This is a genomic window from Thalassolituus sp. (assembly GCF_984348125.1).
Window position 1 is genome coordinate 43,446 of the sequence record NZ_CFHJLR010000004.1, and the last position, 26,378, is coordinate 69,823.

Consider the following 26,378-nt stretch of genomic DNA (forward strand, 5'->3'; position numbering starts at 1 on the left):
TATGAGCAAACAATTTGATGTTGTAGTCATCGGTGGTGGTCCTGGTGGTTATGTAGCAGCTATTCGCTGTGCGCAGCTTGGTCTGAAGACTGCGTGTGTTGAAAAATGGGTCAGCAAAGAAGATAAGCCTGTGCTGGGCGGCACCTGCCTGAACGTAGGTTGTATCCCTTCAAAGGCACTTCTCGACAGCTCTCACAAATATGAAGAAGCGCACGAGAAGTTTGAACTGCACGGTATTTCTACCGGTAAGGTCTCCATCGATATCGAAAAGATGATGGCCCGCAAAGAACAGATCGTTAAAAACCTGACCATGGGTGTTGCGACGCTGTTTAAAGCAAACGGTGTAACGTCGTTTGAAGGGACAGGTAAACTGCTTGCTAACAAGCAGGTAGAGTTCACTGACCACAGCGGTAACGTTGAAGTGCTTGATGCAGAAAACGTAATTATCGCGACGGGTTCTGTGCCGGTTGAAATTCCACCAGCGCCATTGGCCGACGACGTTATTGTTGATTCTACCGGTGCGCTGGAATTTACTAAGGTGCCTAAGCGCCTTGGTGTTATTGGTGCCGGTGTTATCGGTCTTGAGCTTGGTTCTGTATGGGGTCGTCTCGGTTCAGAAGTTACGGTTCTCGAAGCGCAGGATAATTTCCTTCACCTTGTTGACCAGACGGTAGCTAAAGAAGCTAAGAAGCTGTTTGGCAAGCAAGGCATGGATATTCGCGTCGGTGCACGAGTCACTGGTACGGATGTTAAGCGTAAGAAAGTGACCGTGACCTATCAGGATTCTGAAGGTGAAAAGTCAGAAGAGTTCGATAAGCTGATCGTAGCGGTTGGTCGTCGTCCTTACACTGAAGGTCTGCTGTCAGGTGACTGCGGCGTTAACCTTGATGAGCGTGGTTTTATTCACGTCGACGAAACCTGTAAAACAGACGCTCCTGGAGTCTGGGCTGTAGGTGACGTAGTACGTGGTCCTATGTTGGCACATAAAGCGTCTGAAGAAGGCGTCATGGTTGCTGAGCGCATCGCCGGTCATAAAGCGCAGATTAATTACGACTGCATTCCTTCTGTTATTTACACGCACCCAGAAATTGCCTGGGTCGGTAAAACCGAAGATGAACTGAAAGCAAATGGCGAAAAATATAACGTTGGTATGTTCCCGTTCGCTGCTAATGGCCGGGCGATGGCCGCTGCAGATACGGATGGCTTCGTGAAGATTATCGCCGATGCTGAAACTGACCGTATTCTTGGTGCCAGTGTGATCGGTCCGAATGCTGGTGATCTTTGTCAGCAGATCGTTGTTGCTATGGAATTCGGTTCCAGCGCTGAAGACGTGGGTATGATGGTGTTCGCACACCCAACCATTTCTGAAGCTGTGCATGAAGCTGCGCTTGCGGTGAACAATCAGGCCATTCATAAGGCCAATCGTCGCCCTAAAGCCAAGTAAGCTGGTCTATGCACCACAGTGTGCAGGACATAATACTAAAGCCCGGTTTACCGGGCTTTTTTTTTGTGGCTTTATTACAACCTGTCTAAACTGTAACAGCGACGGTGGATTGGCCCCTTATTTCTCTAATCAGAAAATCAGGACTATCTTTTCCACACAAGTTTCTGAAATGGCGGAACCCATACAATGTGTCTCCGTCAGACAAGACCTGAACGTTAAATTGTAAGAACAGGACAAAGCGATGAACCTACACGAATATCAGGGTAAGCAGCTGTTCGCTCAGTACGGCCTGCCAGTCTCAAAAGGAGTGGCGGCAAAAACAGCGGAAGAGGCAGCTGCAGCAGCCGACACAATCGGTGGCGACCGTTGGGTCGTAAAAGCACAGGTACATGCGGGTGGTCGCGGTAAGGCCGGTGGTGTGAAACTGGTCAGCTCAAAAGAAGAGATCAGCGATTTTGCTAATCAGTGGCTGGGTAAAAACCTGGTGACCTATCAGACAGATGAAAACGGCCAGCCGGTTTCTCGCATTCTGGTTGAATCCTGCACAGATATTGATCAGGAACTCTACCTCGGTGCCGTTGTTGATCGTTCTTCCCGTCGTGTTGTGTTCATGGCATCGACCGAAGGTGGTGTGGAGATTGAGAAAGTCGCACACGAAACACCTGAAAAAATCCTGAAAGCCGAGATTGATCCCTTAGTAGGCGCGCAGCCGTACCAAGGCCGGGATCTGGCCTTTAAATTGGGTCTTGAAGGAAAACAAGTAGGGCAATTTGTAAAAATCTTCCTTGGTCTGTCTAAATTATTCCACGAAAAAGATCTGGCATTGCTGGAAATTAACCCTCTGGTAGTTACCAATGAGGGCGATCTCCACTGCCTCGACGCGAAAATTAACATCGATAGCAATGCTGTGTATCGCCACAAAGATCTGCAGGAAATGCACGATCCTTCTCAGGAAGATGAGCGTGAAGCACACGCAGCGAAATTCGAACTTAACTATGTCGCCCTTGATGGCAACATTGGTTGTATGGTGAATGGTGCAGGTCTGGCGATGGGTACCATGGACATCGTTAAGTTGCACGGTGGCCAGCCTGCGAACTTCCTGGATGTGGGCGGCGGCGCGACGAAAGAGCGTGTTGTTGAAGCATTCAAAATTATTCTCTCCGACGAAAATGTCAGCGCCGTTCTGATTAATATTTTCGGCGGTATTGTACGCTGCGACATGATCGCTGAAGGCGTAATCGGGGCGGTAAAAGAAGTCGGTGTGAAAGTGCCGGTGGTTGTACGTCTCGAAGGTAACAATGCGGAACTTGGTTCTAAAGTTCTGGCTGAAAGTGGTTTAAATATTATTGCAGCAACCAGCCTTGCGGATGCTGCGGAGCAAGCGGTTAAAGCTGCGGGGGGCAAATAATGAGTATTTTAATTAATAAAGATACCAAGGTTATTTGTCAGGGCTTCACTGGCTCTCAAGGTACCTTCCATTCTGAGCAGGCCATTGAGTACGGCACAAAGATGGTTGGCGGTGTTACACCGGGTAAAGGTGGCACTGAGCACCTTGGCCTTCCAGTGTTTAATACTGTCGCTGAAGCCGTTGACGCTACAGGGGCTGAGGCATCTGTGATTTATGTACCTGCGCCGTTCTGTAAGGACTCAATCCTTGAGGCGGCAAATGCCGGTATCAAACTGATCGTTTGTATTACTGAAGGCATTCCTACTCTGGATATGCTGGATGCAAAAGTTAAGTGCGATGAGCTTGGTGTGCAGCTGATCGGTCCGAACTGCCCAGGGGTTATTACTCCGGGAGAATGTAAGATCGGTATTATGCCTGGTCATATTCACCTGCCAGGCAAAGTGGGTATTGTATCCCGCTCGGGTACCCTGACTTACGAAGCGGTTAAGCAAACCACTGACGAAGGTTTCGGCCAGTCGACTTGTGTTGGTATCGGTGGTGACCCGATTCCGGGCTCTAACTTCATTGATATCCTGAAAATGTTCCAGGAAGACCCTGCCACTGAAGCCATCGTAATGATTGGTGAAATTGGTGGTACTGCCGAAGAAGAAGCAGCAGCCTTCATCAAAGAGAACGTGACTAAACCTGTGGTTTCTTACATTGCAGGTGTGACTGCACCTCCAGGTAAGCGTATGGGCCATGCCGGCGCGATTATCTCGGGCGGCAAAGGCACAGCAGACGAGAAATTCGCGGCGCTCAATGATGCTGGTGTAGCAACCTGTAAGAGCCTTGCTGATATCGGTAAGACACTGAAGGAACTGACTGGCTGGTAAGTCTTAGCTGAAGTCAGACAATATAAAAGCCCGCCACTGTTTCAGTCGCGGGCTTTTTTATTTTAAGAGCAACCGCGATTCTATCCCTAAGTCGAATAGGCGCTGTTAGTCGACTTTCGTATTCTGAATGAATACCTGGAGGTGGCTAATGATGTATGAAACCGATTACCGCGAGGCTCGCGACAATCCAAAGGCGTTCTGGTCTGCACAGGCAGAGAAAGTGCACTGGTTTAAAAAACCAACCAAGGTACTCAGTCAGGATGAAAATGGAATAGACCGTTGGTTTGCCGATGGTGAATTGAACACTTCTTTTCTGGCACTCGATTATCACGTTCTGAATGGCCGTGGCGATCAGGCTGCACTTATTTACGACTCGCCTGTTACTGGAAGCAAACGCTCTTATACCTATCGTGAATTAACCCAAGAAGTGGCGCTTTTCGCAGGCGTGCTGGCTGCCCGGGGCGTAGAAAAGGGGGATCGGGTTGTTATCTATATGCCGATGGTGCCTGAAGCCGCGATTGCTATGCTGGCTTGCGCTCGTCTCGGGGCGGTTCATTCGGTGGTGTTTGGTGGATTTGCGCCCAACGAATTAGCCGTCCGTATTGATGATGCAACGCCTAAAGTGCTTGTCACGGCCTCCTGCGGAATAGAAGTCGACCGGATTATCCCCTACAAACCGATTGTGAATGATGCGCTATCCATGGCGAGTCACCGACCTGATTCCTGTTTGGTACTGCAACGAGAGCAGCATCCTTGTGATCTGACTGCTGGTTTTGATCTGGATTGGCAAGAGGCGCTGGCGTCGGCATCTCCGGCGGACTGTGTGCCTGTGTTGTCTACAGATCCCCTGTATGTTCTTTATACCTCAGGGACTACCGGTAAGCCCAAAGGGGTTGTCCGCGATAATGGCGGCCATGCCGTGGCGATGCGTTATTCCATGGATTCCGTCTATAACATAGGTCCGGGGGATGTCTTCTGGGCGGCTTCGGATGTCGGCTGGGTCGTTGGGCATTCGTATATTGTTTATGCGCCTTTGATTACCGGCTGTACTACGGTCTTTTATGAAGGTAAGCCGGTGAAAACGCCAGACGCTGGAGCCTTCTGGCGAGTGTGTGCTGAATATAAGGTTAAGGCCTTATTTGCTGCACCAACGGCGTTTCGTGCTGTACGGAAGGAAGACCCGGAGTGTGCTCTTGCTGGACAGTACGACCTCAGCGCATTAACAACCATTTTTATGGCCGGTGAGCGTCTTGATCCACCCACTTACGACTGGGTGGTTGGGCATCTGAAACGGCCCGTCGTGGATCATTGGTGGCAGACGGAAACTGGCTGGGCGATTGCGGGAAATCACGTGGGCTATGGTCTTGCGGAAACGAAGCCTGGCTCGGTAACGCGTCCGTCTCCTGGTTTTAATGTTGAAATTCTGGATGGTCACGGCAAGCCTGTGCCTGCCGGTGAGCAGGGCAGTATTGCCATCAAATTACCTATGCCCCCGGGCTGCCTGCCAACGATCTGGAACAATCACGACCGCTTTGTGGATGGTTACCTGAGCACCTTCGACGGCTACTACGTTTCGGGTGATGGTGGTTACATCGATAAGGATGGCTACCTGTTTGTTCAGGGGCGCACCGATGACATCATCAATGTCGCAGGCCACCGCCTGTCGACCGGTGAAATGGAGGAGGTTGTGGCTGGTCATGATGCAATTGCGGAGTGCGCTGTGATTGGCCAGGCCAGTGACCTCAAAGGCGAAGAACCCCTGGGTCTTCTTCTGTTAAAAGATGGTGTGACAATCGATGAAGCGACTCTGGAGTCCGAAGTCATTCAGCGAGTGCGTGACAACATCGGTGCCGTTGCCAGTTTCCGTCATGCTGTGGTTGTCCAGCGTCTACCGAAAACCCGCTCAGGGAAGATTCTGCGTAAGGTGTTGCGCAACATCGCTAACAGTGAGGAGTACCAAACTCCGTCAACTATCGATGATCCGGCGTGTCTTGTCGAAATCGAAGAGGTTTTATCGAAAAAAGGTTTAAGAAAATGAAACTCTGAGGAACTGATACGTGAATGCCGTATCTGAGCTTACGGTTGTTGCAAAACAACCTTTATGATTGCTCCCCCTCTACGCCGGCCTTCGGGTCGGCGTTTTTTTATCCTGCTAAATAATACCTTCCGACAGAGCGGTTGCGATGGCCTCACCAATCTCACCGACTTCTTCCAGCCATGCTTCCTGCCACGTACCTCTGAGCACCACTGGTTCCTGAGCCCAGCGCCAGCGCAATCCGGTTGTGATGGTTTGCAGGGCGCGGACAGTGCCCGTGCCGTCGTGGCCTGCACGTACGATGGCAATACAGGGGAGCCCCTGTTTGTCGTCCAGGACCGGGTAATAAACGCGGTCAAACCAGTCCTTCATTGCACCTGACATATAGCTCAGGTTTTCAGGGGTCAATAACACAACCCCATCGGCGTGCATGAGTTCATCGACGCCTGCATCTAACGGTGCTTTGGCGGTGAATGTGAGATTAACGCCAGCTTTTTCTATGCCAGAAATAAGCCCGTCACGGAGACGGGCCAGATTTTCAGAGGGGCAGTGCGCAATAATCAGGAGGTTCTTTGTCTGCTTATCAGCGGATTTCATATTCTCTCGACTTACGGGGTTACGCGATATGTGGGTTATTCAATATCAGGATTAACGCCGTCTTTGGGTTTAATGATTAATACATCGCAACTGAGTTTATCGACGAGCGCTTCTGCTGTGTTGCCAATCAGGACACCGCTCAGACCTTCGCGACCGACAGTGCCAACGACGACGAGATCGGCTTCAATCTCTGCGGCCACATCCGGCACGACTTGTTCAGCATCACCTTCAAGTACGTGGACATGATCTTCAGCGACGTTGAACTTTTTGGCCCAGCGAGCTGTTGCCTCTTTATGCTGGTCAGTAATGTAATTCTGAATGTCTTCTGGTGGAGAAACCTCAGGCACCATGGCGAGGGCGACAGCGACCATAGGGTAAGCGTTTGCAATATGCAGGTCCGTATCAAAGTGATCAGCCAGATGCTCTGCATAAGACAAAATGTTGTCATTGATAAGAGTGTGCCCTTTGTCTGAGCTGGTGGCATCAATACTGGCGAGTATACGGTTGTGCTTCCAGGCATCGGATGATTTAACCATCATGACAGGCGCCGGGCAGTGGCGCATCAGGTTCCAGTCAGAGTGCGAGAACAGCCGATCGATCAGGCCGTGTTTCTGAGTCGACTTAATAACCAGGTCAAACTCCGTATCGCGAGCCGATTCAATGGCGGCATCGTGCAGGTGCTTCTGCCAATGAACTTCTGTATTTACGCGCAGGCCTTTGCAGCTATCCAGCTCAGTAAGCGAATCCAGCCAGAGTTGCGCCTGACGCAGGAGGGCTTGCTTCACACTACTTGCGGTCGTGTCTGCCAATTGTGAGGCCTGGTCGCTAAAGCTGTCCCAGGCTGAGGTGATTAATGTCAGGTCGGCATCAAGCGCGTTCGCCAGCCAGCATGCGCGCTGCAGGCCAGGCTGCTCTTCGTCGTGTTTATCCAGCACTACCAGAATGTGATTGATATCGAGCATGATATTCTCCTCAGCGCCGCAATGGCGTAGTCCGTTCTCTTAGTGAGCATATCGCTTTCAGGTGTCAGCGTCTTGCTCTGCCTCAAGGTAAGTAGTCTCAAGGTAAATCGCCTTAAGGTACGACCCCTATTGGCCGGTCAGGTTCTTACTTTAGTCGTCGGCACTGGCGTGCAGGAGGTCCATCAGTGCGGTAGCTGCATTGCTTTGCGTTCGATGTTTCAGGAATACGGCGCCAAGCTGTCGGCGAAGACTCGTCCCCGGCCAGTTGATTACGGTTAAAGCGTCATCATTCACCATTGATGAGGGCAGCACCGACCAGCCCATCCCGACCGAGACAAGCATCTTAATGGTTTCGAGATAGTTGGTAGGCATGGGTGCCTTTAAGGTCAGTCCTTCGGCAGCAAAGACATTGTTTATGAGCTGATAGGTAATCGTATCTGGCTCGGGCAGTATGGCGGGCTCGGACGACAGATCCTGAAGTGAGACCTGAGGGATACCAGCCAGCCGATGATTGGCTGCACAGACGCACACCATGTCGTCTTGCCAGAGAGGGATGGCAGCAATATCGCTTTTGGGTGTTTGCTCCAGTGTTGTCAGTGCGAGGTCGACCTGACGTAGTCTCACCGCCTGGTAGGCACGCTCAGAGCCCATAAACTGCAGGTCGAGATCCACATTTGGGTGAGCATGTACAAATTTTCTGAGAACAGGCGGTAGTCGGTGCAGGCCTATATGGTGGCTGGTCGCTAAGGTCAGGCTGCCGCTGATATCGCCGGAAATATTCTCCAGTTCAAGTTCTGTGTCTGAGACAAGATCCAGAATATGTTGCGCTCGGGGGAGCAGGGCTTCGCCAGCCTCGGTCAGGCTGATGGTTCTGTTGTGACGATCAAACAGAGTGGTGCCTAGCTGTTCTTCCAGTTGCTTGATACGTTTACTGACCGCTGATTGCGTCAGATACAAAGACTCTGCTGCCGCTGAAAATGACTTTTGCTCAGCGACTGCTATAAACGCCTTTAACGATTGTGTATCCATGTCACACCCCGGAAGAGCTGATACTAAATAGTAGCTGGTATTCCCAGTAGGAATTCAAACTAGAAAAAATATGAATTTCTGTTGTTTATCAGCTCAGGTATCATTCAGCAAGTGATTAATGATGAGAACCTAACTAAAGATATGGGAGTACCGAGCATGGCCGGCAAGACTCTTTACGACAAACTCTGGGATCAGCACGTGGTGAAAATCCGTGAAGATGGCACAGCGTTGATATACATCGATCGTCAGCTTCTGCACGAAGTGACGTCTCCACAGGCGTTTGAAGGTCTGCGTATTGCAGGTCGCAAGCCATGGCGCTTAGACGCTAACCTGGCGACACCTGACCATAACGTTCCGACCACCGTACTTGAGCGTAAATCAGGTATCGAAGGTATTCAGGACCCGGTATCGCGCATTCAGGTGAAAACCTTAGATGACAACTGCGATCACTTCGGTATTAACGAATTCAAAATGGCCGACAAGCGTCAGGGCATCGTGCACGTCGTTGGTCCTGAGCAGGGCGCGACACTGCCGGGCATGACGGTTGTGTGCGGTGACTCCCATACGGCAACCCACGGCGCGTTCGCTGCACTCGCGCATGGTATTGGCACGTCAGAAGTTGAGCACGTTCTGGCCACTCAGTGCCTGATTCAGCGAAAAATGAAAAACCTGCTGATTAAGGTCGACGGTGAGCTGGGCAAAGGCATCACTGGTAAAGACGTGGTTCTGCATGTGATTGGTGTGATCGGTACCGCTGGTGGTAACGGTTGTGCCATGGAATTCGGTGGTTCTGCTATCCGCTCTATGAGCATGGAAGGCCGTATGACCATGTGTAACATGGCCATCGAAGCCGGTGCCCGTGTGGGTATGGTAGCGTTCGATGACATCACCGCGGAATACGTGAAAGGTCGTCCGTTTGCACCAAAAGGCGAGCTCTGGGAACAGGCACTGGAGGCCTGGTCTGATCTGAAGTCAGACGACGATGCTGAATTTGACAAAGTGGTGGAAATCCGCGCAGAAGATATCAAGCCTCAGGTGACCTGGGGTACCTCTCCAGAGATGGTGACTACTGTCGATGGCACGGTTCCAACGCTTGAAGACGCTGAAGACGATGTGGAGCGTTCAGGCTTTACTCGTGCTTATGAGTACATGGGCTTAAAGCCGGGGCAGAAAATTACGGACATTAAGCTGGATCGTGTATTCATCGGTTCTTGCACCAACTCCCGTATTGAAGATCTGCGTGCCGCCGCTGAAGTAGCTAAAGGCCGTAAAGTGGCGGATAGCCTGATTCAGGCTTTAGTCGTACCGGGTTCTGGTCTGGTGAAAGAGCAGGCAGAGAAAGAAGGTCTGGATAAGATTTTCGTTGAAGCTGGTTTCGAATGGCGTGAGCCAGGCTGCTCTATGTGTCTGGCGATGAACGCCGATAAACTGGGCAGCGGTGAGCATTGTGCTTCTACCTCTAACCGTAACTTCGAAGGTCGTCAGGGCTACGGTGGCCGCACGCATCTGGTGAGCCCGGCGATGGCTGCAGCAGCTGCGATTGCTGGTCACTTTGTCGACGTGCGTGAATTTTAATAGGAGAACCTGAGATGAAAGCATTTACTGTACATCAGGGTGTTGTCGCTCCTATGGACCGCGCCAACATCGATACCGATATGATCATTCCTAAGCAGTTTCTGAAGTCGATCAAACGTTCTGGCTTCGGTCCGAACCTGTTCGATGAACTGCGTTATCTGGATGAGGGGCAGCCGGATGCGGATAATAGTGGTCGTCCGCTGAATCCTGATTTCGTACTGAACCAGCCTCGTTATGCCGGTGCATCCGTTCTGCTGGCGCGTGAAAATTTCGGTTGTGGTTCAAGCCGTGAGCACGCACCCTGGGCGCTGGAAGACTTCGGTTTCCGCGCGATTATTGCGCCAAGCTATGCGGACATTTTTTACAACAACAGCTTTAAGAATGGCCTGTTGCCGATTGTTCTGGATGAAGAGACGGTTGATCGTCTGTTTAAAGAGACTGAAGCAAGCGAAGGTTATCAGCTGACGGTCGATCTGGAGAACAAGAAGGTGGTGACGCCTTCAGGTGAAGAGATCGCTTTTGAAGTGGATGATTTCCGTCGTCACTGTTTACTGAATGGTCTGGACGATATCGGCCTGACGTTGCAGGACGCTGACGAAATTAAAGCGTACGAGGAGAAGCGTCGCGCAAGCTCTCCTTGGTTGTTTGCGTAGGGGAGCTGCCGCTAAAAGAGTGATTCGATTTCCACTCCGGGACTCGCCGTGAATACGTCCCTGTAGGCTCGGATGCCGCGTCTGACCTCCAGGGATGGAGGAAATGCCGAAATCTGTCGGGAACAGATTCGGCCTTACGGCACACAGTCCCCGAGCGGATATGCGACTCACTCTAACTGTAGAAGCCGACGAGTATGTGTATCGAAACAACAGCTCTTGCGGCTAGGAATATTTAAGGGGTGTTGCTGGGGCTTTTAAGCCAGCCCTTTGTGCCATGGCCAGATCTGTTCCATACAGATCCCGGCACTTCCACCATCCATGGTGGTCGGAGAGCACAAGGGAGCCCCCATGGATGGGTTTACGGCGAGCTGGATTAAAAGCCCCAGTGACAACCCGGGTTAACAAAATTATCACGTCAGACCAGAAGGTCGGCGTGCATACAGGAAATAGAAATGAGCAAAAACGTACTGATTCTGCCAGGCGATGGTATTGGCCCGGAAATCGTTGCAGAAGCCGTTAAGGTTCTGAACGTAGCGAACGAAAAATTCAATCTCGGTCTGGAGCTGGTGGACGGCCTGGTCGGTGGTTCTGCCTACGACGTACACGGTACGCCACTGCCAGAAGAAACCATGGACAAAGCTCGCGCAGCAGACGCAATTCTGCTGGGCGCAGTGGGTGGTCCTAAGTGGGATAACCTGGAAGATCGCGAACTGCGTCCTGAGAAAGGTCTGCTGGGTCTGCGCTCTGGTCTGGAATTGTTCGGTAATCTGCGTCCTGCAATTCTTTACCCACAGCTGGCGGACGCGTCTTCACTGAAGCCTGAAGTGGTGTCTGGTCTGGATATTCTGATCGTACGTGAACTGACCGGTGGTATTTACTTCGGTAAACCACGTGGCATCCGTACTCTGGAAAACGGCGAGCGCGAAGGCTACAACACCTACGTTTACAGCGAGTCTGAAATTAAGCGTATTGCTCACGTAGCTTTCCAGTCGGCAATGAAGCGTAACAAAAAGCTGTGCTCAGTCGACAAAGCGAACGTTCTGGAAGTGACCGTGCTGTGGCGCGAAATTCTGGAAGAAGTGGGCAAAGAATACCCAGAAGTTGAACTGTCACACATGTATGTTGATAACGCGGCGATGCAGCTGGTACGTGCACCTAAGCAGTTCGACGTGATGGTTACCGGGAACATGTTCGGTGACATCCTGTCAGATGCAGCTGCAATGCTGACTGGTTCTATCGGCATGCTGCCTTCCGCCTCTCTGGATAAAGACAATAAAGGCATGTACGAGCCATGCCACGGTTCTGCACCAGACATTGCTGGTCAGGGCATCGCTAACCCATTGGCAACCATCCTGTCAGCTGCGATGATGTTGCGTTATTCATTGGGTGAAGGTACTGCTGCTGATGCGATTGAGCAGGCGGTAAGCAACGTGCTCGATAAAGGTCTGCGTACTGGCGACATCTTCTCTGAAGGTACGCAGAAAGTTTCCACCGTTGAAATGGGCGAAGCGGTTGTAGCCGCCCTGCAGGAGGTTTAATTACATGTCACAGTTGAATGTTGGCCTGGTCGGCTGGCGCGGAATGGTCGGCTCTGTCCTGATGCAGCGCATGCAGGAAGAGAAAGACTTCGATCAGATTAACCCGGTATTTTTTACCACATCCCAAAAAGGTAAGCCTGCTCCGGACTTTGCAGGTAAAGATTGCGGCACGCTCGAAGATGCATTCGATATCGACGCGCTGAAAGCACAGGACGTGATCCTGACCTGTCAGGGCGGTGATTACACCAAAGAAGTGTACGGTAAGCTGCGTGAATCAGGTTGGAACGGTTACTGGATTGATGCTGCGTCCTCGCTGCGTATGGATGATAGCGCCATCATCGTGCTCGACCCAGTGAACAAAGATGTGATCGAAAAAGGCATTGAGTCAGGTGTTAAAACCTACGTTGGCGGTAACTGTACTGTCAGCCTGATGCTGCTCGCATTGGGCGGTCTGTTCGAGAAAGATCTGGTGGAGTGGGTTGCTCCTCAGACTTATCAGGCAGCGTCTGGTTCAGGTGCACGCCACATGCGTGAACTGATTTCCCAGATGGGTGCGATTCGCGACGAAGTTAAAGATAAGCTTGATGACCCTGCCAGCGCGATTCTTGAAATCGACCGTCAGGTTGCTGACTTCATCCGTAGCGATGCATTGCCAACAGAGCAGTTTGGTGTGCCCCTGGCGGGCAGCCTGATCCCTTATATCGACTCTCAGCTGGAATCTGGCCAGAGCCGCGAAGAATGGAAAGCCCAGGTCGAAGCAAATAAGATCATGGGCCGCAGCGATGATCAGGTTCCTGTCGATGGTCTGTGTGTTCGTGTGGGTGCGATGCGCTGTCACAGCCAGGCGATGACACTGAAGCTGAAGAAAGACATTCCGGTCAGTGAAATCGAAGAGATTCTTGCCGGTCATAATGACTGGGTGAAAGTGATTCCGAATGATCGTGATGCCAGCATGACGGAACTTACTCCGGCAAAAGTGACTGGCACATTGAGTATCCCGGTAGGCCGTATTCGTAAGCTGAATATGGGGCCGGAATACATTTCTGCGTTTACCGTCGGCGATCAGCTCCTTTGGGGCGCAGCTGAGCCACTTCGCAGAATGTTGCGCATTTTGTTGAATCAGTGATGAGAAAGCGGGGCATTTGCCCCGCTTTTTTCATGGTGGCTGATAGAAAAATGCTCTAAGTGTTTCATACGTCACGCTTTTATCCCCCGCAAACCGGGCAAAATATTGCGTTAGCTCTCTTTATATTTGATACTACGAATCGCTTATGAACGGAATCTATAAGTAAGCTGGGTCAGGATCATCTAAAAAGAAAGCGGTTTTTCGAAAACCTGCGATACATCGTCGCGAACGACAACAAGGAAGCAATAATGAAGCGCCTACTTGCTAAAAGCATTCTGTTGGCTGGGGGAATGTCCTTATCATCTCATATTCTGGCGTTGGGCCTGGGCGAGATGGAACTGGACTCTGCACTGAATCAACCCCTGAGCGCAGAGATCAAGCTTATTGATAAGCAAGGTCTGACCAGCTCGGAGATTAAACCGAAGCTTGCCAGTGCTGCTGACTTCGAACGCGCAGGTATTGATCGCTACCAGTTCCTTACGCAGATGAAGTTTTCGGTCAATGGCGACCGCATTCTGATCACGACCCGTGATCCCGTTAATGAACCTTTTCTGAATTTCCTCGTAGAGCTCAACTGGCCGGCAGGTCGTGTGCTCCGCGAATACACCGTTCTTCTTGATCCACCGGTATTCGAAGAAGGACGGGTTCAACCATTAATTGCAGTGCCTGCGGGCTCTGTTCAGTCACAGACGACGGTAACAGCACCTCAGTCGCGTCCAGAACCGAAGCCTACACCTAAGCGCTCAAATAGCTGGCAGACTCCAGCTGCGCCGGGCACCTACAAGGTTCAGCCGAACGACACCCTCTGGGAAATCGCTCTGGCAACCCGGCCAGATGCGTCTGTGACTCCACAACAAATGATGATCGCTCTGCAGGACGTTAACCCTGGAGCTTTCATCAATGGCAATATCAATCGCCTCAAAACCCACACTGTTCTTGATATCCCTGATGCTTCCATCATTGAAACGGTAAATAACCGCGAAGCTGTTGCTGAAGTAGTACGTCAGAACCGTGAACTGAAAGCCGGTGTTGCTCAGATTGATGCAACTGGCCGTAATACTGATACTTCTGGCCCACGCAAATCAACCGGAAATGGCGAAGTTCGCCTTCTCGCATCTGAAGCAAGCGGCGACTCGAACCAGTCGGGTGGGGCTGTTTCGGGTAAAGCCGGCACCGCTGGTGCGGCTGAAACAGATCTGGCGATTGCGCTTGAGAATCTCGATAAGAGCCAGCGTGAGAATCAGGAGCTGGTAGAGCGCCTTAATGCGCTTGAAGAGCAGCTCGCTAAAATGGAGCGTTTGATTTCGCTTCAGAATGACCAGCTAGCCAATATGCAGGCTGGGACCGAGCCAGCTGCAAAAGCGGACGCGACGGTTCAAGAGCCAGCGGCGGAAACGGCGGGCGTAGCTACCACTGAAGCCGCAACCGAACAGACAAGTGAATCAGTAACTGAATCTGCCACAACGCCTGCTGAAGACGCTGCTCCAGTAGAGCAGCAAACAGAGACTGAGGCAGTAGCCGAAGCGGCACCTCAAGAAGCTCCGGCAACTGAAGACGCTGAATCTGAGTCTGAGGCAGGTACTGATTACAACTACAGCGAAGGTGCTGCAGCCGAGACTGAGCAGGCTGCTCCAGTTCAGACTGCTGAACAGAAAGCTATGGCTGAGCGAGCGGCAGCGGAAGCTCGTCGCTCTGCGGCAGAATCGGATAAAGGTATCGTCGCTAAAGTTATGGCTGACCCTTACCCGTACTTCGCCGTTGCGGCGGGTCTGTTGCTAATGCTTGTTTACGCGATCATGAAGCTGAAAGCGCGTAAAGAGGAAGATGCCGTTGCAGAAGCCGAAGCGGAATTGAATGCAGCCGAGGCAGCAGCGATGGCGCCAGGTAACTCTGAGCTGGATCTGCCTGATAACAATGAACTTCCGGGATTCGATGACAATCTGTCATCAGATAATGGCGATGACAGCTTCGGTAACTTCGATCTGGGCGACGAAGAGCTCGATAGCAATATCGAATCTGATCTCTCTGATATCGACCTGGATGCCTACGAAGATGCCGATGGCGAGTATGAAACTGTCGGTCAGACCGAAGACGCCATCAGTGAGTCGGACATTTACATTGCCTACGGGAAATTTGATCAGGCGATCGAGCTTCTCAAAGGTGCAATTGCGGCTGAGCCAGAACGCACGGACCTGCGGCTGAAGCAGCTTGAAGTACTCTCTTCGCTTGATGATGCAGAAGCTTTTGCCGAGGCAGAGGCGAACCTGATTGCGATTGGTGATTCGGCCGCGAACGCAGAAGCAGCAGAATTCAGACAGCAACTGTCTAATCCAATTGAGCCGGAAATCCGTGCTGACGAACCAGGTGCATTGAGCCTTGATGGCGAGCTGCCTTCAATTGATGAATCCGCAGAAGATGAATTTGAAGGTGGGATGGACTTTGGTGCCGCGTTGGACTTCGGTGATGATGCAGCACCGGAAGACGATGGTATTGGCGCTCAGCTGGAAGAGGTGCCTGACCTTAAGTTGGATGAGTCTTCAGATTTTGACGCAGAAAAAGAGGGCGTCGACATGTCCCTCGAAGATGATGCGCCGGAGCTGGATGATGACCTTCTTAACTTTGATTTGGGTGACGATGATGAGCTCTCTGCGGAGACAGTTGCGGCTGATTCGTCCGATGATGTGTTAACTGAAGAGAGTGACAGTCTCGCGTCGCTTGATGATGCCGACGACGAGCTTCCTTCTCTGGATCTCGATGCAGACGATTTAACGACTGATCTTGAAGATATTACAGCGGAGCTTCCTGCTGAGCCTGAGAATGATAGTGCGTCCTCAATCGATTTCAGTGTTGACGATTTCGATCTGGATTCAGATTCCAACGATCTTGTGGATTCTACAGAAACGTTAGAAGGCCCTGCGGAGTCTCCGGTTGCTGGCGAACTGGCAGATTCTGAAGACGATCTGTCACTCGATTTCGAAGTTGACGAAGCTACGACATCTTCTAATGAAGAATTGGACGACCTTCTTGATGCGGACGGTGATCTGGATACTGTTGCTTCCTCTGAAGAAGAACTTCCAGAGCTGACGTTCGATGTGGAAGATAGCTCTGATTCTGAACATGCTGATTCTGAACTTGCTGAGTCTGCAGATGATGTTTCTGTTGAAGAGGCCGGTGAGGAAGCTGGAGAAGAGGTCGCGCACGAAGCGCCTGAATCCGACACCTCTGCTGACCCTGTTGACGAAAGCTCTGCAGACGAAGATGAGTTGGTTGCAGCGCCAGACTCCGAGGGTGAAAACGTATCGGACGATCTCGAAGCCCTGATGTCTGGTGATGATGACCTGGCGGGTGGCAGTGACCTGATCGGAGGTATCGACCTAGATGAGCTGGCAGCCGCTGATGACGAGTTCGACTTCCTGGCGGGCACTGATGAGTGTGCTACGAAACTTGATCTGGCGCGCGCATACGTCGATATGGAAGATATTGATGGTGCGAAAGAGCTCCTTCAGGAAGTCGTCCAGGAAGGGAATGATGCTCAGAAGCAGGAAGCGAAAGACCTGATGGATAAGCTCGCCTGATAGCATGACTGATTTAGAAGATGGCTACCGTCGCTACGCGGCGGTTGTTGAATACAACGGTGCTTGCTTTCATGGCTGGCAACGTCAGAAACATCACGACGAACCTACCGTACAGGCCGCTCTCGAAGCGGCCATTTCTGTTGTAGCTAACCACCCTGTAAGCGTTGCCTGTGCCGGTCGCACCGATGCCGGCGTCCATGCGACGAGGCAGGTTATTCACTTCGATACGAAAGCTCAACGCAAGGACTATGGCTGGATGATGGGGGTGAATACTCATCTTCCGGACGGCGTTGCTTTGCAGTGGGTTGGTGAGGTCGGAGGTGACTTTCACGCTCGCTACAAAGCCCAGGCCCGTCGCTATCGGTATGTGATTTATGACAGCCCGTCTCGTATGGCGCTGATGCATGACCAGCTGACCTGGTGTAAATACCCACTGGATGCTGAGCGTATGCACGAGGCGGCTCAGCACCTTATTGGCACTCATGACTTTACATCGTTCCGGGCGAAGGACTGTCAGGCTAAATCTCCAGTGAAAGAGATGCATGCCATATCAGTGCAACGTTTTGATCGTATTCTGGTCATAGAACTGGAATGTAGCGCGTTCCTGTATCACATGGTTCGTAACATCGTAGGCGTGCTCTTGCCAATCGGAGAAGGGCACAAATCTCCGGACTGGATGAAAGACGTTCTTGAATTCCGGGATCGCTCAAAAGCAGGCATCACGGCACCGGGTGGTGGGTTGTATTTTGTTGGAGTGAAATACCCTGAGCAGTTCACCCTTCCATGTGAGCCTTGGGGGCCAGCATTGCTGCAGCCTCTTTTTGAAAAATAGAATTCTGGAGTGAATCACCCATGCGAGCGGCGTTAAGACAATTTTTAACAGTGGCGTTGTTTTCGGTAGGCCTTGCATCTTGTGGCGGAGATTGGGGGCCTGAGAATGACGGTGACGGCTTTGGCGATCGAGAAGAGCCAGTACAGACTGATGTCGCAAGGCTTGCATTGCACCAGGGAACTAATAACGGAACCGGTGCCACCCACGAGCGCCAGGTGCGCTTCCTTCGCGATCAGTTGAGTTATGAGGATGCGTTGCTTAACTACTCGTCCGACGATAGTTCAGCGCAGGATGTCGACTTTGAAGAGTTTCAGCTTCTTCTGATCGATATGGGCACCCGGAGCACCGGCGGATATGCCATTGCCGTGAGTGATGTCTACGAAGAAGAAGGGATCGTGACTGCAGAGTTGCGTTATACCTACCCTGAAGAGGATTGCTCTGTTTCTGAAGCAGAGACAACTCCTTATCTTTTCTTACGACTGGAAACTCAACTGCCAGTCGTGCTGTCAGAAGCAGTGTCTTACACAGAATGTTGAATGGTTTCTGCTGAGGGCGCTATTCCGATTCTGGTATCATAAGGCGTTTAAACTGATCGAATGAGTTGTTATGCGCCGCACCCGAATCAAGATTTGTGGAATTACACGCGCCGAAGATGCAGATGCCGCCGTTGAAGCCGGCGCTGACGCATTGGGGCTGGTTTTCTATCCACCGAGCCCCCGAGCAGTGGATGTCGGCCAGGCAGTGGACGCAGTCAGCAATGTCCCTGCTTTTGTCAGTGTAACTGCTCTCTTTGTAAATCCTACCGTTGAGGAGGTGCAAAGAGTACTTGATAGCGTTAGAATTGACCTTATCCAATTCCATGGTGATGAAGATGACGACTTTTGTCGACAGTTCAAACGCCCCTACATCAAAGCCCTCCGTGTCCGGCAAGCGTCGGATGTGGTGGCGTCGTGCCTGCGCTTCCCTGGCGCACTGGCAATTCTCCTAGACAGCTATAAGCCCGGAGTTCCGGGTGGTACAGGAGAGACCTTCGACTGGTCACTGATACCCGAAACTCCACCAAAGCCCATTATTCTTGCCGGTGGCCTTGAGCCTGAGAATGTCGCATCTGCGATTACTCAGATTCGCCCTTTCGCTGTCGATATCAGCGGAGGCGTTGAAGCCTCGAAAGGCATCAAGGACCACTGCAAAATCGAAGAATTTGTGAACGAGGTGTATCGTGTCGATCAACACTACCGAGAAGCAAGCGACTGACTTTAATGTTGAAATGCCAGATGCCGATGGCCATTTCGGTATCTTTGGGGGACGTTTTGTCTCCGAAACCCTGACAGCAGCATTGGACGAGCTTCAGGAAACCTACGAAAAACTGCGTAATGATCCAGACTTTCAGGCTGAATTTGATAAAGAGCTGGCGCACTACGTTGGCCGCCCATCACCGCTCTATTTTGCGGAGCGCCTGACGGACGAATGCGGTGGCGCGAAAATTTATCTTAAGCGTGAAGACCTGAACCACACGGGCGCACACAAGGTTAATAACACCATTGGCCAGGCCTTACTTGCCAAGTTTATGGGCAAGAAGAAGGTGATTGCTGAAACCGGCGCTGGTCAGCACGGTGTCGCGTCTGCGACGGTGGCTGCGCGTTTTGGTCTTGAGTGTAAGGTATTCATGGGCTCCACTGACGTTGAACGTCAGAAGCTGAATGTGTACCGCATGAAGCTGCTTGGCGCTGAAGTTGAATCAGTGACCTGTGGCACCAAAACACTGAAGGACGCCATGAATGAGGCTATGCGCCATTGGGTTACCAATGTCGATGACACCTTCTACATCATCGGTACGGCAGCTGGGCCGCACCCATATCCAATGCTGGTACGTGATTTTCAGAGCATTATTGGTCGTGAAACACAGCGTCAGTGTGATGAGCAGATTGGTCGTCAGCCTGATGCTGTTGTTGCCTGTGTCGGTGGCGGTTCAAATGCCATTGGTATGTTCCATCCGTACATTAAATACCCTGAGGTTGAGATGTACGGAGTCGAAGCCGGTGGTCTGGGCCTTGAGGGTGATGACCACGCTGCGCCTCTGAGTAAAGGTAAACCGGGTGTTCTGCACGGTAACCGCACCTACCTGATGGAAGATGAGAATGGCCAGATTATGGGCACGCATTCCGTTTCTGCAGGTCTCGATTATCCGGGAGTGGGGCCAGAACATAGCTGGTTGAAAGATGTTGGGCGTGCAAAGTACGTAGCTGCGACTGATGACGAAGCGATCGAGGCCTTCCACAAGCTAACGCGACTTGAAGGCATCATGCCAGCACTTGAGAGTTCGCACGCGATCGCATATGCCATGAAATTGGCGGCAACGATGGATAAAGACAAAGTTATTGTCGTAAACCTGTCAGGCCGCGGCGATAAAGACATACACACCATCGCAGAATTGGACGGTGTTACTGCATAAGCTGGAGTTTGGCGAGTGGTGACTGTTTGTTTGTAGGCTTTGGCCGTTTTAGATCCATTTGCCAGTTCCATGTCATCCATTTGTGCCTGCTTTTTGCTATCTACCTATTGTGCGGCAATTTCTTGTTGAAGTTGTAAGGCCAGTAGTGGCCCGCAAGGAGCGTAGAACTGCAGGAGCAGACATGGCCGAAGTGATGGTGTATTCGTCGCAACGGCCTGAATGGATGTTTCAGCTTATCCACGGATTGACGGTATCTGGAGATGGGTGCCGGCTAAAAGTAGAGTGAAAGACATGAGCCGAATTACAAAAACGTTTGAGCGTCTGGCCGAAGAGGGCAAGAAGGCGCTGATCCCTTATATAACTGCGGGTGACCCGGATAAAGCCACCACAGTACCAATGATGCACGCTTTGGTTGAAGCAGGTGCGGATGTTATTGAACTGGGTGTTCCTTTTTCTGACCCGATGGCGGATGGCCCAACTATCCAGCTGGCCTGTGAACGATCTCTTAAACACGGTACGTCCCTGCGCGATGTATTGGGTATGGTTGCTGAATTCCGCAAGACCGATAAAGATACGGCGGTCGTGCTGATGGGGTACCTGAACCCGGTGGAAGCAATGGGATATCCCGAGTTTGTCGAGCAAGCGTCAGCTGCCGGTGTTGATGGTGTATTGGTGGTAGATATGCCGCCAGAGGAAGCGCGCAGCGTCGATTCCATGTTTGAACAAGCAGGTCTCGATTTTATATATCTGCTTGCTCCGACGAGTACAGAGCGACGCATTAAAACTATTGGTGAAGTTGGTCGCGGTTACGTCTACTACGTCTCTTTGCGGGGTGTAACTGGATCAGCAGCCATTGATGTTGAAGATGTTGAGCGTAATCTGGATCGTATTCGTCAACATGTGAAAGCGCCTCTTTGCGTTGGTTTCGGTATTCAGAATGCTGAGGCTGCTGCACGCGTATCTGAGGTCTGTGACGGTGTTATTGTTGGCAGTGCGTTGGTGAGTCGTATCGCTGATCAGGCAGATAACCCGGTCCAGGCGATCAAAGACGTTACTGGCCTTGCTGGCAGTATGCGCGAAGCGATGGATGCAAATGCTGCGGCGGAAGTCTGATCTCTCTGGAACTGTTTGATGCTCTATAGCTCCCCTGATGAATGGCTTCGCTATCTTGAAGCCATTCACCCTTCTGGTATAGATCTTGGTCTTGAACGTGTTGCTCGTGTTGCAGGAACGCTCGACTGTGTGAAACCCGCGCCGCTGGTTATTGTGGTCGGCGGTACCAACGGAAAAGGTACGACCTCGGCATTAATTGCTGCGCTGCTCCGAAAGCAGGGTATGAAGGTCGGGATGTATAATTCTCCTCATATCCACCGTTACAACGAACGAGTGTCAGTGGATGGTTCTGATATTTCAGATTCCGATTTATGCCTCTCTTTCGACGCGGTTGAACAGGCGCGCGGTGATATCACACTGACGTATTTCGAATTTGGTACGTTGGCAGCGCTCTGGCACTTCAAGCAACAGATGCTTGATGCCGTTGTTCTGGAGATCGGCCTGGGAGGGCGACTTGATGCCGTCAATATCGTTGATCCTGATATTTCGGTAGTAACCAGTATTGGTCTTGATCACCAGGACTGGCTGGGTGATACGCCAGACGATATTGCCTATGAGAAGTGCAGTATCGCGCGCAAAGGGAAGTGGCTCGTCTGTGGTCAACCTGATGCGCCTGTGCGTGCTGCGGCGACCGTTGACAGTATTGGCGGATTGCTTGCAGCGCGTGGTGATATGTTTGATGTGGTTGAGTCTGGCCAGCAGCTCACAGTGAGCTATAGGGCTAATGACGAGACGAATACCATCACTCTGACCGGTTACCATATCCCTCACCATAATGTTGCGACTGCGATACAGTCACTCGCGCTTATTGATCTATTGCCCTCCCCAGAGGAGGTTTCAGAGGTTGTGGCAAGCCTTCGGGTTCCGGGGCGCTGGCAGAGTTGGAAAAAGGGTTCGGCGACGGTGGTACTTGATGTTGCGCACAACCCTCAGGCGGCTGCCTATCTGCGTCATCATATAGAAGAGCTGGACTGTCTTGTTCTGGGGATGCTGAGTGATAAAGATGTTTCGGGTGTCCTGGAGGCGTTGCCTCCGTTTAAGCGCTTTTGCGTAGTGACTCTCACAGGTTGGCGTGGCCTGACGTGTGACGAGCTGGCGGCAAAAAGTAGCGCAGCAGGATTTACAGTGGATCAAAGCTTTGAAACTATGGGCGCTGCTCTGGAGTCTATTCCAGCAACGGGGACCACGCTGGTCGCTGGATCATTTCACACAGTAGAGGCTGCAGCTGAATGGCTTCACGCCGGAGAGGGTAAATGGAACTCCATTTAAAGAAGCGAATTTTAGGTGCCTGGCTTACAGTGACCGCGATTCTGGTTGTCGCGCCTATTGTGCTGGACGGTTCGCGCACCCATATTCTTCTTGAGTCAGATGCCCCGGCAATGCCCGATACTGAACGCTGGGCAACAGAGGAATACGAACGCCAGGTACGCAGAGATGTTGAGGCGCTGGCATCAGGTGAGGCTACCGCCGATGTATCCATGCCTTCTGTTGACGTTGTCGACCGTGATGAGCCTCCTGCGCCCGGTGTTCCGGCGGATCAGACCAGACTGGATCAGGACAAAATCCCCTATGCCTGGACCCTGCAGGTTGGGGCGTTTGGCCAGCGGGACAACGCGTATCGTTTTCGAGACCTGTTGCGCCATGATGGCTACAAAGCTTACGTCCAGGAATTTCAGCAGGAAAAAATCACCCGGGTCTATGTTGGGCCTGAGCTGCGTAGAGCCGATGCTGAAAAAATACAGCGTCAGTTAAAGCAGCGGGATGATATCTCTGAAGCATACCTTCGCCGTTACAAGGCAGAGAGCTGACACGCGAAGATTGTCAATTCTTTTATAGCGCGCAGGCTCTGGTATACTGCGCGCTTTCTTTTTCTGCCGGGGCAGCGAATGACCATTATCGACTGGGTGATCCTGGGTATCATCGGCGTCTCTGGCCTGATCAGCCTGGTGCGTGGCTTTGTGAAAGAAGCCCTGTCTCTCGTATCCTGGTTGGTTGCCTTTCTTGTCGCCCGTTATTTCAGCGGTAACCTCGCCACTCTCCTTGAAGACAGTATTTCGACAAACAGTGTTCGTTGGATGGTCGCTTTTGGTATCTTGTTTGTTGCGACTCTGGTTGTTTTAGCTATGGTGAATTTTCTGGTAGCTCAACTGGTTAAAGCCACTGGTTTAAGCGGTACTGACCGGGTATTCGGCATGGTTTTTGGCATCCTGCGGGGTGTTATCATCTTGGTTGCTCTGGTGTACGGAGCTCAGTTGACCGGGATTCCTCAGCAGGATCTTTGGTGGCAGGAATCGACAATTATTCCATACCTGGAAACGCTGGCGGATTGGGCGCGTAAAACGCTTCCCTCCGCCGTGAGCCAGGTGTTGGCAGCTTAATAAACTTCGCTTGTTTGAGGTAATACGCGCATGTGCGGAATAGTGGGTGTAGTTGGTAAGTCCCATGTTAACCAGGCAATCTATGACGCTCTGACGGTGCTGCAGCATCGTGGTCAGGATGCCGCAGGAATTGTGACCAGCTACGGTAACAAGCTTTGTCTGCGAAAGGATAATGGCCTTGTTCGTGACGTATTCAGAACCCGCCACATGCAGCGACTGCTTGGCAATATTGGCATCGGTCATGTGCGCTACCCAACAGCTGGCAGCTCAAGTTCTGCTGAGGCTCAGCCGTTCTATGTGAACTCGCCGTACGGTATTACCTTGGCGCACAACGGTAACCTGACGAATACAGAGCAACTTGCGGAAGACATCTACCGCGAAGACCTGCGTCACATCAACACCACCTCTGACTCCGAAGTTCTACTGAATATTTTCGCGCACGAGCTTCAGGAGCAGCGTCAGCTCAAGCCATCTCCAGAGGTTATCTTCAAGGCGGTGCGGAGAGTGCATGAGCGTATCCGTGGTGGGTATGCTGTGGTCGCTATGATCACTGGCTACGGTATCGTTGCTTTCCGCGATCCCCACGGCATCCGCCCCGCTGTATTTGGTCACCGTGATACTGCGAACGGCCCTGAGTACATGGTTGCCTCTGAGTCAGTTGCCCTGGATGCACAGGATTTCAAACTCGACCGTGACATCGCGCCGGGTGAGTGCGTTATCTTTACCGAAGATGGTCAGCTCTTCACAGAGCAGTGTGCTGAGCAGACGGAACTGACACCGTGCATTTTTGAGCATGTTTATTTTGCCCGTCCTGATTCCATCATTGATGGCATCGCTGTGTATAAAGCCCGCCTGCGTATGGGTGAAAAACTCGCCGATAAGATCATGCGTGAGCACCCGGACCATGATATCGATGTAGTTATACCGATTCCGGATACCAGCCGATCTTCAGCACTGGAATTGGCGAATCATCTGGGTGTGAAATACCGCGAAGGCTTTATGAAGAACCGCTATATTGGCCGGACCTTCATCATGCCGGGGCAGCAGCTACGCAAGAAGTCCGTAAAACAGAAGCTGAATGCACTCGACCTGGAATTCCGCGGTAAGAATGTTCTCCTTGTTGATGACTCTATCGTACGTGGAACAACGTGCGAACAGATCATTGAAATGGCACGCGAAGCGGGCGCGAAAAATGTGTATTTTGCCTCTGCGGCACCGGCCGTTCGATTCCCGAATGTGTACGGAATCGATATGCCAGCGAAAGAAGAATTTATCGCGCACGATCGCTCGACCGAAGAAATTGCAAAAGCCATCGGTGCTGACTGGCTTGTTTATCAGGATATTGAAGATCTGGTAGACGCTTGCCTTGAAGGTGCGACAACAGATGCTAAAGCATTCGATTGTTCAGTATTTAATGGCGAATATGTCACTAAAGATATTAACGACGAATATTTCCGTCGTTTGTATGAACTTCGGAATGACGCTAACAAAACCCTGCAGGTGATCGATAATGAAGCGATTGATCTGCATAACCAGAAAGAGGCCTGAGGAAAATGGCAGACTTACCTGATTGGCCAGAGCGCTACCAATCTGATCTGACGGATGCAGAGTTTGATACTCTCGCTGTTCGTGCCGGTCAGATGCGCACGCCGGAAGGTGAGCACGGGGAAGCTATTTTCCCGACCAGCAGTTATGTGTTCTCTTCAGCGGCAGAAGCTGCAGCGACTTTTGGTGGCGATCGGGATGGCAATGTCTATTCCCGTTACACCAACCCGACGGTCAGAACTTTTGAAGAGCGCCTTGCCGCTCTTGAGGGTGGCGAAGCCTGCGCAGCGACAGCCTCAGGTATGTCCGCTATCTATGCCTTGTGCATCGCACATCTGCAGGCGGGCGATCACATGATCTGCTCTCGAGCCGTGTTTGGTTCGACGACTGTTCTTCTGGAAAAATTTCTGCGTAAATTCAATGTGGAAATTACCTATGTTGACCTGTTGGATCTGGGTGCATGGCAAGGTGCCGTACAGGAAAATACGAAGCTATTGTTCCTTGAGTCGCCGTCTAATCCGCTGACTGAGGTGGCAGACCTGCGAGCTATTTCTGAAATTGCGCGGTCTGCAGGTGCTTTGTTTGCCGTAGATAACTGCTTCTGTACACCGGCGGCTCAATTGCCTCTGGCTTTAGGTGCAGACCTTGTTGTGCATTCTGCGACCAAATACATCGATGGTCAGGGCCGCTGCCTTGGCGGTGCGGTCATCGGTTCGCATGAGCTGATTGAGCCCGTTATTGGGGTTCTACGCTCCGCCGGTCCGACAATGAGTCCGTTTAACGCGTGGGTCTTCCTGAAAGGGCTGGAAACGCTCTCGCTGCGTATGAAAGCGCACAGTGAGAATGCTCTGGCATTGGCACAGTGGCTGGAAGAGCACCCGAAAGTCGCGAAAGTCAATTACTGTGGCTTACCTAACCATCCACAGTATGAGTTGGCTAAGAGTCAGCAGCGTTTGTTTGGAGGCGTGCTGTCGTTTGAGGTGGAAGGCGGACAGGAAGAAGCCTGGAAGGTTGTTGATGCGACCCGCATGATTTCAATTACCGCTAATCTTGGTGATACGAAAACGACGATTACTCATCCAGGCACTACGACTCATGGTCGCTTGTCAGATGAGCAGCGAGACGAAGCAGGAATATCTCAGGCGCTGTTACGTATTTCAGTTGGGCTCGAGAGTGTTGAAGATATTAAGCGTGACCTTGCGCGCGGACTTGATGCTCTGTAGCTGCCAGAATCGCTTACCATC

22 protein-coding genes are annotated in these 26,378 nt (G+C 51.6%); 19 read left to right on the forward strand and 3 right to left on the reverse strand.

The genetic code is table 11. The features are described 5' to 3' along the window. The first annotated feature begins 1 nt into the window (after position 1). The 4 genes from lpdA to AC5E51_RS04010 all read left to right on the forward strand — a co-directional run bounded on the left by lpdA (position 2) and on the right by AC5E51_RS04010 (position 5,762). Positions 2-1,444 (forward strand): dihydrolipoyl dehydrogenase, encoded by a 1,443-nt coding sequence (gene lpdA / locus AC5E51_RS03995; protein WP_301388718.1) that lies wholly within the window; start codon positions 2-4, stop codon positions 1,442-1,444. Between the two features lie 241 nt (positions 1,445-1,685). Then, positions 1,686-2,852, forward strand: a complete 1,167-nt coding sequence (sucC, locus tag AC5E51_RS04000) for an ADP-forming succinate--CoA ligase subunit beta (protein ID WP_297533279.1) — start codon at positions 1,686-1,688, stop codon at positions 2,850-2,852. Then, complete coding sequence (gene sucD, locus AC5E51_RS04005; RefSeq protein WP_068436618.1) at positions 2,852-3,724, forward strand: succinate--CoA ligase subunit alpha; 873 nt, start codon at positions 2,852-2,854, stop codon at positions 3,722-3,724. The genes sucC and sucD overlap by 1 nt, the downstream gene beginning before the upstream one ends. Positions 3,725-3,872: 148 nt before the next feature. Then, a complete protein-coding gene (locus tag AC5E51_RS04010) occupies positions 3,873-5,762 on the forward strand; it encodes a propionyl-CoA synthetase (protein ID WP_491778152.1) in 1,890 nt (629 codons plus the stop codon). Positions 5,763-5,876: 114 nt separating this feature from the next. On the opposite strand, the gene AC5E51_RS04015 is transcribed toward AC5E51_RS04010, so the two are convergent. From AC5E51_RS04015 to AC5E51_RS04025, 3 genes are all read right to left on the reverse strand, one after another. Then, entirely contained in the window at positions 5,877-6,356 is a 480-nt protein-coding gene (locus tag AC5E51_RS04015; protein WP_491778153.1) for a flavodoxin family protein, read from the reverse strand. Between the two features lie 35 nt (positions 6,357-6,391). Next, the gene (uspE, locus tag AC5E51_RS04020) at positions 6,392-7,318 is read right to left on the reverse strand and encodes a universal stress protein UspE (RefSeq protein ID WP_491778154.1); all 927 of its coding nucleotides are present in this window, start codon (positions 7,316-7,318) and stop codon (positions 6,392-6,394) included. A gap of 150 nt (positions 7,319-7,468) precedes the next feature. After that, positions 7,469-8,347: a LysR family transcriptional regulator gene (locus tag AC5E51_RS04025; protein ID WP_068441738.1), complete on the reverse strand. Its 879-nt coding sequence runs from the start codon at positions 8,345-8,347 to the stop codon at positions 7,469-7,471. Positions 8,348-8,503: 156 nt separating this feature from the next. On the opposite strand from AC5E51_RS04025, the gene leuC reads away from it, so the two are divergent. The 15 genes from leuC (at position 8,504) to AC5E51_RS04100 (ending at position 26,357) form a co-directional block, all read left to right on the forward strand. After that, the gene (gene leuC / locus AC5E51_RS04030; protein WP_491778155.1) at positions 8,504-9,922 is read left to right on the forward strand and encodes a 3-isopropylmalate dehydratase large subunit; all 1,419 of its coding nucleotides are present in this window, start codon (positions 8,504-8,506) and stop codon (positions 9,920-9,922) included. Positions 9,923-9,936: 14 nt separating this feature from the next. Next, positions 9,937-10,575 carry a 3-isopropylmalate dehydratase small subunit gene (gene leuD, locus AC5E51_RS04035; protein WP_068441740.1) on the forward strand — a complete coding sequence of 213 codons (639 nt, stop codon included), beginning with the start codon at positions 9,937-9,939 and terminating at the stop codon, positions 10,573-10,575. A 452-nt stretch (positions 10,576-11,027) separates the two neighbouring features. Next, positions 11,028-12,113 carry a 3-isopropylmalate dehydrogenase gene (gene leuB, locus AC5E51_RS04040; RefSeq protein WP_491778156.1) on the forward strand — a complete coding sequence of 362 codons (1,086 nt, stop codon included), beginning with the start codon at positions 11,028-11,030 and terminating at the stop codon, positions 12,111-12,113. Between the two features lie 4 nt (positions 12,114-12,117). Continuing rightward, positions 12,118-13,239 carry an aspartate-semialdehyde dehydrogenase gene (asd, locus tag AC5E51_RS04045; protein ID WP_301376774.1) on the forward strand — a complete coding sequence of 374 codons (1,122 nt, stop codon included), beginning with the start codon at positions 12,118-12,120 and terminating at the stop codon, positions 13,237-13,239. Between the two features lie 248 nt (positions 13,240-13,487). Then, positions 13,488-16,814: a motility hub landmark protein FimV gene (locus tag AC5E51_RS04050; RefSeq protein ID WP_491778157.1), complete on the forward strand. Its 3,327-nt coding sequence runs from the start codon at positions 13,488-13,490 to the stop codon at positions 16,812-16,814. A 4-nt stretch (positions 16,815-16,818) separates the two neighbouring features. Further along, the gene (gene truA, locus AC5E51_RS04055) at positions 16,819-17,646 is read left to right on the forward strand and encodes a tRNA pseudouridine(38-40) synthase TruA (RefSeq protein WP_491778158.1); all 828 of its coding nucleotides are present in this window, start codon (positions 16,819-16,821) and stop codon (positions 17,644-17,646) included. Positions 17,647-17,666: 20 nt separating this feature from the next. After that, entirely contained in the window at positions 17,667-18,182 is a 516-nt protein-coding gene (locus AC5E51_RS04060) for a protease complex subunit PrcB family protein (RefSeq protein ID WP_491778159.1), read from the forward strand. 70 nt (positions 18,183-18,252) lie between these two features. After that, positions 18,253-18,900 (forward strand): phosphoribosylanthranilate isomerase, encoded by a 648-nt coding sequence (locus AC5E51_RS04065; protein ID WP_301389048.1) that lies wholly within the window; start codon positions 18,253-18,255, stop codon positions 18,898-18,900. Positions 18,901-18,913: 13 nt separating this feature from the next. Next, positions 18,914-20,098, forward strand: coding sequence for a tryptophan synthase subunit beta (trpB, locus tag AC5E51_RS04070; RefSeq protein ID WP_076514884.1), 1,185 nt, complete (start codon positions 18,914-18,916; stop codon positions 20,096-20,098). Positions 20,099-20,389: 291 nt separating this feature from the next. Continuing rightward, the gene (gene trpA / locus AC5E51_RS04075; protein WP_491227340.1) at positions 20,390-21,211 is read left to right on the forward strand and encodes a tryptophan synthase subunit alpha; all 822 of its coding nucleotides are present in this window, start codon (positions 20,390-20,392) and stop codon (positions 21,209-21,211) included. An 18-nt stretch (positions 21,212-21,229) separates the two neighbouring features. Further along, a complete protein-coding gene (folC, locus tag AC5E51_RS04080; RefSeq protein WP_491778160.1) occupies positions 21,230-22,480 on the forward strand; it encodes a bifunctional tetrahydrofolate synthase/dihydrofolate synthase in 1,251 nt (416 codons plus the stop codon). Continuing rightward, entirely contained in the window at positions 22,465-23,019 is a 555-nt protein-coding gene (locus AC5E51_RS04085; protein WP_068435914.1) for an SPOR domain-containing protein, read from the forward strand. Before folC ends, AC5E51_RS04085 begins: the two co-directional genes overlap by 16 nt. 78 nt (positions 23,020-23,097) lie before the next feature. Further along, a complete protein-coding gene (locus AC5E51_RS04090) occupies positions 23,098-23,589 on the forward strand; it encodes a CvpA family protein (protein WP_273091307.1) in 492 nt (163 codons plus the stop codon). A gap of 30 nt (positions 23,590-23,619) precedes the next feature. Then, on the forward strand, positions 23,620-25,137 hold the full coding sequence (purF, locus tag AC5E51_RS04095) for an amidophosphoribosyltransferase (RefSeq protein ID WP_068435910.1): 1,518 nt from the start codon (positions 23,620-23,622) through the stop codon (positions 25,135-25,137). 5 nt (positions 25,138-25,142) lie between these two features. After that, positions 25,143-26,357: an O-succinylhomoserine sulfhydrylase gene (locus AC5E51_RS04100; protein WP_301376782.1), complete on the forward strand. Its 1,215-nt coding sequence runs from the start codon at positions 25,143-25,145 to the stop codon at positions 26,355-26,357. Positions 26,358-26,378 lie beyond the last annotated feature (21 nt).